The sequence below is a fragment of the Micromonospora sp. NPDC000442 genome (genome assembly GCF_042898635.1).
In the GTDB taxonomy this organism is placed as follows: domain Bacteria; phylum Actinomycetota; class Actinomycetes; order Mycobacteriales; family Micromonosporaceae; genus Micromonospora.
Genome location: NZ_JBIAYZ010000006.1, coordinates 19,900 through 32,951 on the forward strand (window position 1 = coordinate 19,900; position 13,052 = coordinate 32,951).

Here is a 13,052-nt window from a genome sequence, read left to right on the forward strand (position 1 = left end):
TGGATCCGGTACGTCAGGTCTCGGCCAGTGCCTTGTTCAGGCGGCGGGCTTCGGTCAGCAGGCGGTTTGATCCTCCCCGCCCGGCGATGTCGGCCAGGCCGGGCACGTCGATGCGTACCCCCGTGGCGGTGGCCGTCTCCGCCGCCAGCGTGAGCAGGTCCGGTAGGCCGCGCGGTGGCGTGGGCGCGGCCAGCACCGCCGGGAGCGCGGCGGCCAGCAGCCGCCACACGGTCAGCGGCGCACCCGCCTGCGCGGCGTCGCGCAGCGGTTCGACGACCCGGGACAGCTTCACCAGTTGCCGGGCGGCAAGCGTGCCGAGTTGCTCCCCGGTGCCCGCCGCGTCGAAGTCATCGGCGGCGGTGAGGGCGAGCAGCGCGTCCACCGTCGCCACCCGGTCCGGGCCGTGCCGGGCGCCGAGACCGTAGGCCACCGCCAGGTCGAGAGCCACCCCGCCCGGGCCACCGATCTCCGCGAGCAGCGGCAGCACCGCCGCGCCGTCGCGCTCGTCCATGTCCGCGGCACCGGCGACCAGCGGCAGGGCGTACGCGGTGACCACGCCCCGGTGCCCGGGCAGCAGCGACGGCCACAGGTGCACCCAGCCGGAGTGGTCGCCGCCGAGGGGGGTGGCCGGCGCGGTCAGCAGCCCGTACCGGTCGGTCGCACCGGCGGGTGGTGCCAGCTCGACCAGGAGCCGCTCGGCCGGCATGTACGCCCACTCCCAGTGGCGGCTGCCCCGGCGCGGGTCGCGGGTGACGGTGCGGGACCGGATGACCGGCTGCGGTAGGCCGCCGTCGCGCAGCCAGGTGGCGAGCCGTCGGCCGGCTGCCGTGCCGAGCGCCGTCGCCTTCGCGGCGACCGACTCGTCGACGCGGGTCGGCAGCCGCAGCAACGCCTGGGTGAGGTCCCAGTGACCGGGCTCCCGGTCACCGAGCGCGGCGAGCCGTTCCACGAGGGCCATCGGATCGAGCAGACCGTTTGTCGAGGTGGGCAGGGCCAGCAGGCCGGACTGTCCCGGCCCGTTGAGGTACGCGCCGATCTCGGCCAGCCGGGCACGCAACAGCCGGTGGACCGGAGGCACCTTGGGGTCGGTGACCGCCAGCTCCGGTGTCGCGTCGGGCCGGTGCACCGCCGTCAGGAGTTTCTCCCACCGCTCCCGCCGCCGGTCGGGGCGGCTGACACCGGCGGTGCGGAACACCTCGACCACCGTCTCGCAGAGACAGAGCGGATCCCAGCGGTGCTCGTTGGCCCACGACCAGTGTCGTCGCTCGATCACCGGGTCGAGAGCGGCGGGTACCCGGGGCCCGTCGGTCGCGGTGAGCCGGACGAGCCCGTCGAGGATCCGCTCCAGCGGTGCCCCCTGGTACGGCGTGCCGAGCAGCGCGGCGACCTCCTCGGTCAACTCGTCCAGGTCGCTGATCGGGTCGGGAGCGGGTGCGGGCGGCGCGGGCGGGGGCAGGTCGTCGCCGCGCGGCCGGGTCAGCGCCGGGCTTACCGGTGCCGGGTCGAAGCCGTGCCGGGCAGCCAGGGCGGATGCCCGTTCCCGCAGCTCCACCGCGGGATGCTCGGCGGCAACCGCGATCACCTCGGCGATCTCGTCGGCCCGGTCCCGGTGTCGGCGGGCGAGTTGGTCGAGCCAGGTGAGCTGAGTTCTGACAAGTGTCTTGTCGGGCCGCGTGAGCATCTGCCGGGAGGCGTCGAGGATCGACTCCAGCTCCAACTCGGGCAGCTTCCGCAGCGCCTTCTGGGCCATCGTGGCCACCGGCGCGGGAGCGTCGACGAGCAGGCGCAGGTATCCGGTGACCCGGGCGGTGACCTCGGTGGCGGTCGGCGCGAGCTGGTCCAGCAGGGTGGTGAAGGCGCGCAGCGCGGCGGGCCGGTCACCGCGCAGCAGCCGACTGATCGAAGCGTCGAGCAGCATCACCCGGTCGACCACCCCCTCGGCGGCGAGCTGGGCAAGGGCAGCCGGCAGGGCGGGCTGACCCGGGTCGTTCCAGTTGTCGTGGGCGGCGATGAACATCATCTGGACGCCGATGCCGTCCACCTCGAACAGCCGGGGCAGCATGGCGGCCAGGAACGGATCGTCGCGCAGCCGGTCGACCACCGGCGCCGGCTGGCCCTGGTGGAACCGGTCCGGGGATTCGATCCCGGTCAACCACAGTTGCACGCACCGGTCGTCGGTCGGCGGCGTGCCGCCCTCGGCGTGCAGCAGCGTGGCGACGAAATGCCATCGGCCGACCCAGGTGTCCGGGCGGAACCGGGCGGCGATCCGGTGGGCCAGGTCGACCAGCCAGTCGACGCCGCGCTCCTGCGCCACCCGACGGACCAGCTCGGCCGCGCGGGGACCGTGCGGGTTGACCGAGGGACGATCGAGGATCGCCGCGGCCTGAGCGGCGGTCGGCAGGCAGCCGACCACGGCGACCGCCAGGGCGGTACCGGTGCCGGCCGACCACCAGGTGTCCCGGTCACGCTGCTTGAACCAGGCGGCCAGCTCGACGCCGATCTCCCGGCGGCGCTGCTCCGGCAAGCCCGCCAGGGCCGCCGCGACCGCCTCGGCGTCGCTGCTGCTCACCAGGGCGAACAGGTCGCTCGTGCCGCCGGCCGCCAACTCCCGCCGACGTCGTACCGTGCTCTCCGTCGACCGCGTCACACCCGCTCCTCGACCCGCTCGGTGGCCAGCATCCGGGTGGCCAGGGCATGCCGGCACGGCCCGCGTTGCCCCCGGTGTTTCGCCCACCAGGGACAGGTGCAGGTCAGCCCGCCGTCGGGGAGCTGGCGGACCCGGTACACCTGGTCGCCGCTGCGTACCGTCGCTGCCGTGCCGTCGGGCTGCACGGCCCCGGCGTCGAGCAGCGCCCGCGCACCGACCAACCGGGGGTTGTCCCGCTCGGCGCGGCCCGCGTCGTACGGCATCACCCGGTGAAAGTACGCCGCCTCGGCCACGTCGTAGCCGACCCGGCCGGCGGTGCCGAGCTGGGCCAGCGCGCCCCGGACCCGCCCCGCGTCGATGCCGGCCTGCTCGGCCAGCCGGTCGGGCTCGATGGTCGGATCCCAGGACAGCAGGGCGGAGACGAGGTCGGCGTCGTCGACGACATCGTCTCCGGCGAGTGCGGCGAGAGCGGCACCCTCGCCGGAGAAACCCCGGTACGGCTCGGGGGAGAGGGTCAGCGACAGGCGCAGCGCGCCGGTGTCCAGTTCCCAGACGCTCGGTGCCGGGGCGGCGCCGGGAGCCACCGTCGGCCCGTACACCCGGAGGGTCTTCGCGAAGCGCAGCATCGGTTGCAGCGCGACCAGCCGGCCGGCCCCGGCCAGGCAGACCGCTCCGGCGACGGGTCGGGAGGTCAGCCGCAGGGACCGGCCGGCCGGCACCACCCAGAGCACCGACCGGTCGCTGCCCCTGGGCAGCCGGCGCAGGAAGGCGGTGGCCTCGGCCGCCGGCAGCTCCGCCCGGGGCTCGAACCGGGCGGCGAGGACCTGCACCTCGGCGAAGCCGCGCAGCCAGCGTGCCGGCAGCGGAACCTTCTTCTCCACCACCGAACCGTCCAGAGTGGAGACGGTGAGATCGTCGGGGCCGACCGACAGGTGCAGCGGATCCAGACCGCCGACCCGGGCCAGCGCCTCGCGCAGCGGGGTGTTCACGTCGACGTTCGTGGTGCCGTGCTCGGACACCTCACCGTCGAGGCCGGCGGGCAGCGCGTCGAGCCGCGCGTACACCCCGCAGCAACCGGAGAAGGACTCGAAGCGGAGCCGGTCGCGGCTGCCGGTGACCACCGGGTCGAGGCTGGCCGGACTGGCCGGCCGGTGGTATCGGGTGCGGGCCACCTCGGCCACGGCCAGCAGACCCACCGCGGCCGCCTGCCCGGTGGTGAGGAAACCGGTGAAGAAACGGGGATTCGGCGCCGGACCGCCGCTGGTCTGGAGGGCGAGTGACCGCTGCGCGAGGGTGGAGGGGGCGAGATACCGGTACGTCTGGACTGCGTTCACGCCGCCGCACGGTAGAGCAACCCACCGACACCGGTGCGCCGCCGAGCCGTGCCGGAGTCCTCAGTGTGCGGCGACGGCCATCGCCTCCACCGGCTCCGGAACGGCCAACTGGCCGGGGCGGACCACCACGAAGAGCACGACCAGAGCCGAGACCATCCCACCGGCGATCACCAGAGCCATCGCCACGGCTCCGGTGCCGAACACACCCACCAGGGGAGCGGCCACCGCCCCGATGCCGAACTGCACCGCGCCGAGCAGGGCGGAGGCGGTGCCGGCTGCCTCGCCGTGCCGGGTCAGGGCCAGCGCGGGAGCGTTCGGCAGCGCCAGGCCGGCCGCCGCGAGCACCACCCAGAGCGACGCGAGCAGGGCCGCCAGGCCACCGATCCCGGTCGCGGCGAGGCCGAGCAGCATCAGGCTGGCGGCGGAGCCCACGATCAGGGCGATCACCAGGATCCGCTGCGGGGACCAGCGACGCAGCAGGCGTACGTTGCCCTGGGTGGCCGCGATCAGCCCGACCGCCCCGGCACCGAAGGCCAGCCCGAACTGCTGCTCGTCGAGCCCGTAACGCTCCTGCAGGACGAACGAGGAGCCGCCGACGTAGGCGAACAGGGCCGCCATGGCCAGCCCGGCCACCAGCACCAGCCCGACAAAGGCGCGGTCACGCAGCAGCGAGCCGTAGAGCCGGACGGTGGGCAGCACCCCGCCGCGCTGGCGCCGCAGCGGTGGCAGCGTCTCCGGCAGGCCCAGCATCGCGATCAGCAGCAGCAGTACGCCGAATACCGCGAGGGCGGCGAACACGCCGCGCCACTGCGTCCACCGCAGCAGTTCGCTGCCGAGGGTCGGCGCGAGGATCGGGGCGGCGCCCATCACGAGCAACAGGCGGGACAGCAGTTGGGCGAAGGCCTTGCCGCTGAACAGGTCGCGGACCACGGCCATGGCGATCACGGCAGCCGCTGCCGCGCCCAGGCCCTGGACCACCCGCAGCGCGCCGAGCACGGTGATGTTCGGGGCGAGAGCGCAGCACACGGACGCGACGATGTGCAGTGCGGTGCCGGCGATCAGCGGTGTCCGCCGACCGACGGCGTCGGACAGCGGGCCGATCAGCAGTTGTCCGAGCGCGAGGCCGATCAGCGTGCCGGTGAGCGTCAGTTGGACCGCCGCCGAGGTGGTGCCGAGGTCGTCGACGATCGAGGGCAGCGCCGGAAGGTACATGTCGATGGTCAGCGGGCCCACCGCGATCAGCGAACCGAGGACGAGGATGAGGCGGAGGCGCTGGCGGCGGCTCATCAGGTCGCCCGGCATCAGCGCGGCCGGCGGTGCGGCGGTGTCGACGCCGCTCACCGGGAGGTCTCCCGCCGGCCGCAGGACGGTGCGGGATGTGGTGCGATGCTCATACCTCGCTCCAACCCACCTCCGGTCTGCTGATTCCCACTTGATCCAGAGGTAAGCCACCTCACACCTCCGGTTCCGGTCGTCGGACCGACGGAGCGGACCGTCGCGGGTGGCGACGGCCGATCGCCGGCCCCAACGTCGATGGTGGGACCGGCGACCGGTGGTTATCGATCTGAAGGTGGCTCAGGCGGCGTCGGTGGCGGTGCCGGCGGTCACCTCCCGCCGGGCGGCCGGGTAGCGGATGCTCTCCACCATCTCGACGATGTCGTCCGGCGGTGGCGCGGTCATCTTCGACACCACGACGGTGACGACGATGTTGACGATCGCGCCGATGGTGCCGATGCCCTCGGGGCTGATGTCGAAGATGTGCGGGTTGGCCGCGGTGCCGAACACCGGCAGCGTGTAGATCATGTAGCTGGCGGTGAACAGCAGACCGGTCACCATGCCGGCCGCCGCGCCGGTGGCATTACATCGTTTCCAGAAGATGCCGAGCACGATGGCCGGGAAGAAGGTCGACGCGGCCAGGCCGAAGGCGAAGGCGACCACCTGCGCCACGAACGCGGGCGGGTTGATGCCGGCGTAGATGGCGACCAGCACCGCAAGGCCCATGGCGATCCGACCGGCGAGCAGTCGCTGCTGGTCGGTGGAGTCCCGCTTGACCCGGCGGAAGTACAGGTCGTGCGAGAAGGACGACGAGATCACCAGCAGCAGGCCGGCCGCCGTGGACATCGCGGCGGCCATGCCGCCGGCCGCCACCAGACCCACGATCGGTGCCGGCAGGCCGGCGATCTCGGGACTGGCGAGGACCAGGATGTCGTTGTTGACGATCAGGTCGGCGCCGGAGGTCGGGCTGTTGCTGACCGTGTTGATGGTCGTCGCGCCGTCGCTGACCGTGACCAGCCCCGTTGCCGCCCAGTTCTCGATCCAGCTGGGCAGGGCGTTGGCCGAGACGCCGTTGACGTCCTGGAGCAGGTTCAGCTTGGTGAAGGCGCCGACCGCCGGGGCGGTGGTGTAGAGCAGGGCGATGAAGAACAGCGCCCAGAACGCCGAGTAGCGGGCACCCCGTACGGTCTTCGTCGTGTAGAAGCGGACGATGACGTGCGGTAGACCGGCGGTGCCGATCATCAGTGCCATCGTCACCAGGAACACGTCGATCTGCGGCCGGGCCGCGAACGCCTCGGTGTACTGGTTCAACCCCATCTCGACGCTTATCGCGTCGAGTTCGGCGAGGATCTGCCCGAACGACACCTGCGGGATCGGAATGCCGGTCATCTGCTGGGCCACCGCGACTGCGGGAATCAGGTAGGCGGTGATCAGCACCGTGTACTGCGCCACCTGGGTCCAGGTGATGCCCTTCATGCCACCGAGCACCGCGTACAGGCCGATGATCACGGCGGCGAGGATGACGCCCTGGGTCACGTCCAGCTTCAGGAACCGGCTGAAGACGATGCCGCCACCGCGCATCTGCCCGACCACGTAGGTGAAGGAGATGATGATCGCGGCCACCGCGGCGATGGTGCGTACGGTTTCCGAGTACCGGTCACCGACGAACTCGGGGACCGTGAACTTGCCCCACTTGCGCAGGTAGGGAGCGATCAGCAGGGCCAGCAGCACGTAGCCGCCGGTCCAGCCCATCAGATAGATGGTGCCGTCGGAGCCGAGGAACGCGATCAGGCCGGCCATCGAGATGAACGACGCGGCCGACATCCAGTCGGCCGCCACGGCCGCACCGTTGGCGATGGTGGGGATGCCCTGGCCGGCGACGTAGAAGCCGGCGGTCTCCTTCACCCGGCTGCGCCAGGCGATGTAGAGGTAGACGGCGAACGAGCCGACGATGAAGACGAGGGTCCAGATCTGGATCTGACTCATTTGCCAGCCCCCTCGGTCTCCTGCTCGTCAACACCGAACTGGTTGTCGAGGCGATCCATCATCTTCGCGTACACGAAAATCAGAATCACGAAGACGTAGATCGATCCCTGCTGGGCGAACCAGAACCCGAGCGGGAATCCGGCGATGACGATGTTGTTGAGCGGTTCGACAAGCAGGATTCCGAAGCCGAACGAGACGATGAACCAGATGGCCAGGAGAATCACCATGAGCCGCAGATTGCGGCTCCAGTATTCTTTGCGCCAGCCGTTGTCCGGCGGGGAGGCCGGTGGTGGTGCCGCCGGTGGCGGTTCACCGCCACGGGTCTCCTTATCGGGGGTTACCTCGGTCATGTCTGGAGCCTCCTAGTCGGTATGGAACCGGTAGATCCGGCGAGGGGCCTGCGACACGGCGCCCGGTTGGTGGTGACGCGGTGCTGGTGCCGTGGCCCGACCCGCGCATCCGCGTCGCCGTACTGCTCGACGTGGTTGTGCGGTCGGTCACACCTTTGGTCTGGGAAGCGAACGTGATGCAGCCTGGCCAGGCAAGAGTTGATCCGGTCAGGTGTGGCTTCGGGTCGCTGAGCGGTCCGTTGGACTCCGCGAACGGTCGAGCGGCCCGAACCGGAGTGCGGAATCATCCCGTTTCGCGGTTTTCGCGGGCCCGGCCTGTCCGCCCACCGACCCCGCCCGACCGCTCACCGATCTGCCCGGTCGGTCAGCGGTGCCGAGCGCCTAGCATCCGGACATGGCCGACACCGCATCCACCGCCGCCCCGGTTCGCCGGCGCGTCTTCCACGCCGGCAGTCTCGGCATGATCGTCGGCGGCGTGCTCGCGCTAGTCGGCTCGCTGCTCCCCTGGGTCATCACGCCGTTCGGTTCGCTCTCCGGCGCAGCCGGTCCCGGTCTCTGGACGCTGAGCATGGCATTCCTGGCCGTCGCCGGTGCCCTGCTGCCGTACCGCAGGGTGGCCATCGCGCACAGCCTGATCCCCGGGCTGGTCGTCGCGGCCATCGTCGGATGGCAGGTGGCCCGCCTGATCAGCCTCAGCGCCAGCACCGACGCCTGGGGGCAACTGATGCCCGGCATCGGCCTGGTCATGGCCGCCGGTGCCGCGGTGGTTCTGATCCGCACCGGCATGCGCCTGGTCAAACTGAGCTGACGGCCGGTCACACCGCGTCGACAGCGGGGCGCGGCCGGCCGGGTCGACCCCGCTGCACGACGATCCGGCCGACCCGTGAAACCTTCCGCCGCCCGTACGCGTCATCCCGCTGAATCGACCGAGGACCACCCGCCACCCGGCGGCTGGCCCCGGTGCTGATCAGCTCGGGAGGAATCGTGTTGCTGGGTAGGTGGCTCGCCGCTGCGGGCCTGGTGGTGCTGACCGGTGCCGCCGTCGGGGCGTACACGATGGGCCCGGCCGCTGGCGACGGGCCGGCAGGCGGGGTGGCGACGCCCGCTGACGGTCCGGTGGGAGCGGCCGTGGGGGAGACCTCACCGTCCGGTGGGGCCCCGGCGGCGGTTGGCGTCCAGCCGCCCAACGGCGCGGCGGTGGCCGCCACGCCACGGCCGACGGCGACGGCGGACCCGCTGCTGTCCGGCAAGCGTCGGATCACCATCGTCCGGGTCGGCGCCTTCGAGTCGGGGCTGGCGCTGCTCGACGGTGGCCGGTTGGCCGAGGTGGACGACGACCGGGGCCGGCAGGTGTTCGTGCCGTCGCCGGTGGGTCCGGGACAGTTCCTCATCAAGGCGTACCACGGTGGTGGCACCGGGCAGCCGGTCTGCTGGCAGGTCCGCAACCCAGGCGACAGCCGGCCGCTGTACGTGCGGGGAGCCACCTGCCGGGCCGACGACCCGGCCCAGCGCTTCGAGATCACCGCCGTGGCCGACGGTGGTCCCCGTGAGTACCTGATCAGCAACCGGTGGGCCTACCTGCGGGACTCCGCACGATCCGGCCTGATCCTGGAGGAGTTGGGGGATGCTCCTCCGGCGAGTAGCTTCCGGTTCAACGACACCGGACCGGCACCCCGAAGGTAAGGCCGGGGCCACGACCAGCAGCGACAGTACGGGTGGGAACGTGAGTGAAACGCGACGCTGAGGAGTTCGACGCCTTCTACTCGGCGTCGGCGCAGCGGGTACTGGGCCACCTGTCCGCGATGACCGGCAGCCGGGCCGAGGCCGAGGACGCGGTGGCGGAGGCGTACGCCAGGGCCTGGGACCGCTGGGCGTCGGTACGAGAGTGCGACAGCCCGGAGGCGTGGGTCCGCCGTGTCGCGTACCGGATCGCGGTGAGCGCGTGGCGCAAGACGGTGAACCGGCTCCGTGCCCACCGCCGGGAGGTGGCCGGCCAGCAGGTCGAGATGACATCCGTCGATCACGTGGCGGTGGTGTCGGCGCTGCGGCGCATCTCTGCCGAGCAGCGGCGCGTGGTGGTGCTGCACCACCTGGTGGGGCTGAGCGTGACCGAGATAGCGGCGGAGATCGGCAGCAACGTGAACACCGTCAAGACCCGGCTGGCCCGGGGGCGCCGGGCTCTCGCCGTGCACCTGAGCGACGGCGCGTACGAGACCACCGGCGGGGGAGGCAGTAATGGGTCCTGAGCCGCATCTCGACGAGGCCCTGCGCGCGTTGGCCGGGCACGGTCGGCAGGGGAAGGTGCCGGCCGCGGTCGACATCCGACGCCGGGGCGACACCCGTCGTCGCCGTCGACGGGCCACGTCCGCCGCGCTGGGTGCCGTACTCGTCGGTCTGCTCGGCGCCGGCGCGGTCCTGGCCCGTCCCTTCGGGGGGCCGGACTCCCTGCCCGTCGGGCCGGCCGGACCGACGACGACGTCGACCACCGCGTCGGCCGGCCCCGACCCGGCCGGAACGTCCGGACCGCCGGGCGGTCCGTCGAGCAACGATCCGCTGCTGTCGGGACGGCGGCAGGTGACAATCGTCCGGGCGGCTGAGCAGAGCGGCGGGCTGTCGCTGCTCGCCGACGGCCGCCTGGCCGAGGTCGACGGGGACGAGGGCCGCCAGCTGTTCGTGTTCACGCCCCAGGGCCCCGGCACCTACCTGGTCCGGGCCGCGGAGCGGGGCGACGAACCGACCGACGTCTGTTGGGAGGTGCGGTCGTCGGGCAGCGAGCCGTTGCGGGTGGTCGCGGCCGCCTGTGCGCCGGAGGAGCCGAGGCAGCAGTTCACGGTCGTCCGGGACGGGCAACGCGGTGGCGAGCCGACGTACGCGATCAGCAGCCAATCGGCCTACCTGCAGAACTCACCGACCCGTGGCGTGATCATGGAGGAGTTGGGCGACGCACCGCTGACCACGCGGTTCCGGCTGGTCGACAACGGAGCCGCGCCGGGATGACCGGCCGGTGCCCGAGCGGGCAGCACGGGTGCCGGTCGGGCAGACCGGGCCATCAAACGGGCAACGCAATTGTGGTGGTTTGCCACCTGTGACGGTTATGGGCTGCCCGTTCGGCGGTGGTAGCCGGTCACCAAATCCACTGGATTGAACGGCAGGTGACCGGGGTCACCTGCCGTTCATCGGTGTTACAAAAAAGCACCCGAGCCGAACGGAGGTGTGCAGGTGGACGCGACCCAGCGCCGACAGCACATCCTCACCTTGGCTCGCCGTCAGGGTGACGTCGACGTGCGCAAGCTCGCCGCCGACCTGGGTGTGGCGCCGGAAACCGTCCGACGCGACCTGAGCCTGCTGGCCCAGCAGGGGCTGGTGCGCCGCACCCACGGCGGGGCGTATCCGGTGGAGACGGCCCGCTTCGAGACGACCCTGGAGACCCGGGCCACCCGGATGGTCGTGGAGAAGCGACGGATCGCCGCCGCGGCGGTGGAACACCTCGGCGACGCCGAGTCGGTGTTCATCGACGAGGGCTACACCCCGCAACTGATCGCCGAGGCGCTGCCCACCCACCGCCCACTGACGGTGGTGACCGCCTCCCTGCACACCGCGGCGGCGCTGGCCGCGTACCCGAGCCTCACCGTGCTGTTGCTCGGCGGCCGGGTCCGTGGTCGCACCCTGGCCACCGTCGACCACTGGGCCACCCGGATGCTCGCCGGCTTCGTCATCGACCTGGCCTACGTCGGCGCCAACGGCATCTCCCGCAAGCACGGACTCACCACGCCCGACCCGGCGGTGGCCGCCGTGAAGGCTCAGGTGATGGCGGTGTCCCGGCGGGTGGTGTTCGCCGGGGTGCACACCAAGTTCGGTGGGCACAGCTTCTGCCGCTTCGCCGACGTCGCGGACGTCGACACCATCGTCACGGACACCGCACTGCCGGCGTCCGAGGCGCACCGCTACTCACTGCTCGGCCCGGTGGTGCTGCGCGTCTGAGCGCCGCCGTCCGACCCACCGTTCCCTCACCATCACCCACCACCATGGAGGTTCGCTGTGCCTGAAACACGAACTCCTCGTCGACGGCGTGGACCCGCCGCGCTGGCCGCCGTCCTCGCCGTCACCTTGGTCTCGACCGCCTGTTCCGGAGCTGGCGGTGGTTCCTCCAGCGACGGCACCGCCATCACCGTGCTGATGGTCGGCAATCCGCAGATGGAGGACCTGGCCAAGGTCACCGCCGACAACTTCACCAAGGACACCGGAATCGAGGTGCGGTTCACGATCCTGCCGGAGAACGAGCTGCGCGACCGGGTCACCCAGGACGTCGCCACCCAGGGCGGCCAGTACGACGTGGCGACGATCGGGGCGTACGAGGCACCGATCTGGGCGCAGAACGACTGGCTGCACGAACTCAGCTCGTATGCGGACGCCGACACCGCGTACGACAAGGGTGACCTGCTGGAGCCGATGGTCGCCTCGCTCTCCGGCGCCGACGGCAAGCTCTACGCCGCCCCGTTCTACGGCGAGTCGTCGTTCCTGATGTACAACAAGGAGCTCTTCGCCGCCGAGGGCCTGACCATGCCGGAGCGGCCGACCTGGCAGCAGGTGGCCGAATTCGCCGAGCGGCTCGACGACGACGACGCGGCCGGCGTCTCCGGCATCTGCCTGCGCGGGCTGCCTGGCTGGGGTGAGCTGTTCGCGCCGCTGACCACTGTGGTGAACACCTTCGGTGGCACCTGGTTCGAGCAGGACTGGACGCCGAAGGTCAACGCACCCGAGTTCACCGAGGCGACGAAGTTCTACGTCGACCTGCTGCGCGAGCACGGCCAGCCTGGCGCGCCGCAGTCCGGCTTCACCGAGTGCCTCAACACGTTCGGGCAGGGCAAGGCGGCCATGTGGTACGACGCCACCTCCGCCGCCGGCCCCCTGGAGGACCCCAACGCCAGCACTGTCGCCGGCAAGGTCGGCTACGCGTACGCGCCGGTCAACAAGACCGAATCCGCCGGCTGGCTGTGGGCGTGGGCCCTGGCCATGCCGAAGACCACGAAGAACGCCGACGCCGCCTGGAAGTTCATTTCCTGGGCCACCGGCAAGGAGTACGAGAAGCTGGTCGGCTCGTCACTCGGCTGGTCCCGGGTGCCGGCGGGCAAACGCCAGTCCACCTACGAGATCGCCGAGTACCGGCAGTCCGCTGAGGCGTTCGCCGACATCACGCTCAAGTCCATCCAGGAGGCCGACCCGGTCAGCCCCGGGGTGCAGCCGCGACCCGCCCTCGGCGTGCAGTTCGTCGGCATCCCCGAGTTCGCCGACCTGGGTACGAAGGTGTCGCAGGAGGTGTCGGCCGCGATCGCCGGCCAGTCCACGGTCGAACAGGCGCTCGCCGCCGGCCAGCGGTTGGCCGAGGAAGCCGCCAGCAACCACCGGTAGCCGCCCGCCGGGGCCGGCCGACCGGCCGGCCCCGGCCCTGCCCCCGAGGCG

At 71.8% G+C, this 13,052-nt stretch carries 11 protein-coding genes; 6 read left to right on the top strand and 5 right to left on the bottom strand.

The window, feature by feature from the left end; all coding sequences use genetic code 11:
- Window positions 1–13: 13 nt before the first annotated feature.
- The 5 genes from ACFY2A_RS11275 to ACFY2A_RS11295 form a co-directional block, all read right to left on the bottom strand.
- Window positions 14–2,647, bottom strand: a complete 2,634-nt coding sequence (locus ACFY2A_RS11275) for a DUF6493 family protein (protein ID WP_387170771.1) — start codon at window positions 2,645–2,647, stop codon at window positions 14–16.
- Window positions 2,644–3,981 carry an SWIM zinc finger family protein gene (locus ACFY2A_RS11280; protein WP_387170773.1) on the bottom strand — a complete coding sequence of 446 codons (1,338 nt, stop codon included), beginning with the start codon at window positions 3,979–3,981 and terminating at the stop codon, window positions 2,644–2,646. Before ACFY2A_RS11280 ends, ACFY2A_RS11275 begins: the two co-directional genes overlap by 4 nt.
- Window positions 3,982–4,041: 60 nt before the next feature.
- Window positions 4,042–5,268: a multidrug effflux MFS transporter gene (locus ACFY2A_RS11285; protein ID WP_387171296.1), complete on the bottom strand. Its 1,227-nt coding sequence runs from the start codon at window positions 5,266–5,268 to the stop codon at window positions 4,042–4,044.
- 288 nt (window positions 5,269–5,556) lie between these two features.
- Window positions 5,557–7,242, bottom strand: coding sequence for a sodium:solute symporter family protein (locus ACFY2A_RS11290; protein ID WP_387170775.1), 1,686 nt, complete (start codon window positions 7,240–7,242; stop codon window positions 5,557–5,559).
- Entirely contained in the window at window positions 7,239–7,592 is a 354-nt protein-coding gene (locus ACFY2A_RS11295) for a DUF4212 domain-containing protein (RefSeq protein WP_363920269.1), read from the bottom strand. The genes ACFY2A_RS11290 and ACFY2A_RS11295 overlap by 4 nt, the downstream gene beginning before the upstream one ends.
- Before the next feature lie 394 nt (window positions 7,593–7,986).
- Between ACFY2A_RS11295 and ACFY2A_RS11300 the strand changes: the two genes are divergently transcribed.
- The 6 genes from ACFY2A_RS11300 (at window position 7,987) to ACFY2A_RS11325 (ending at window position 13,001) form a co-directional block, all read left to right on the top strand.
- Complete coding sequence (locus ACFY2A_RS11300; protein ID WP_387170777.1) at window positions 7,987–8,400, top strand: hypothetical protein; 414 nt, start codon at window positions 7,987–7,989, stop codon at window positions 8,398–8,400.
- 176 nt (window positions 8,401–8,576) lie between these two features.
- On the top strand, window positions 8,577–9,275 hold the full coding sequence (locus ACFY2A_RS11305) for a hypothetical protein (protein ID WP_387170779.1): 699 nt from the start codon (window positions 8,577–8,579) through the stop codon (window positions 9,273–9,275).
- Window positions 9,276–9,319: 44 nt separating this feature from the next.
- Window positions 9,320–9,838: a sigma-70 family RNA polymerase sigma factor gene (locus ACFY2A_RS11310; protein WP_363920276.1), complete on the top strand. Its 519-nt coding sequence runs from the start codon at window positions 9,320–9,322 to the stop codon at window positions 9,836–9,838.
- The gene (locus ACFY2A_RS11315) at window positions 9,828–10,589 is read left to right on the top strand and encodes a hypothetical protein (protein WP_387170781.1); all 762 of its coding nucleotides are present in this window, start codon (window positions 9,828–9,830) and stop codon (window positions 10,587–10,589) included. The genes ACFY2A_RS11310 and ACFY2A_RS11315 overlap by 11 nt, the downstream gene beginning before the upstream one ends.
- A gap of 222 nt (window positions 10,590–10,811) precedes the next feature.
- Window positions 10,812–11,573, top strand: a complete 762-nt coding sequence (locus tag ACFY2A_RS11320; RefSeq protein WP_363920280.1) for a DeoR/GlpR family DNA-binding transcription regulator — start codon at window positions 10,812–10,814, stop codon at window positions 11,571–11,573.
- A 57-nt stretch (window positions 11,574–11,630) separates the two neighbouring features.
- Window positions 11,631–13,001, top strand: a complete 1,371-nt coding sequence (locus ACFY2A_RS11325; protein ID WP_387170784.1) for an ABC transporter substrate-binding protein — start codon at window positions 11,631–11,633, stop codon at window positions 12,999–13,001.
- The last annotated feature ends 51 nt before the right edge of the window (window positions 13,002–13,052 follow it).

Bases quoted from the DNA above. Each gene is read 5' to 3' on its own strand.
- ACFY2A_RS11285 (WP_387171296.1), bottom strand. From the start codon at position 5,268: ATGAGCCGCCGCCAGCGCCTCCGCCTCATCCTCGTCCTCGGTTCGCTG.
- ACFY2A_RS11290 (WP_387170775.1), bottom strand. From the start codon at position 7,242: ATGAGTCAGATCCAGATCTGGACCCTCGTCTTCATCGTCGGCTCGTTC.
- ACFY2A_RS11295 (WP_363920269.1), bottom strand. From the start codon at position 7,592: ATGACCGAGGTAACCCCCGATAAGGAGACCCGTGGCGGTGAACCGCCA.
- ACFY2A_RS11300 (WP_387170777.1), top strand. From the start codon at position 7,987: ATGGCCGACACCGCATCCACCGCCGCCCCGGTTCGCCGGCGCGTCTTC.
- ACFY2A_RS11315 (WP_387170781.1), top strand. From the start codon at position 9,828: ATGGGTCCTGAGCCGCATCTCGACGAGGCCCTGCGCGCGTTGGCCGGG.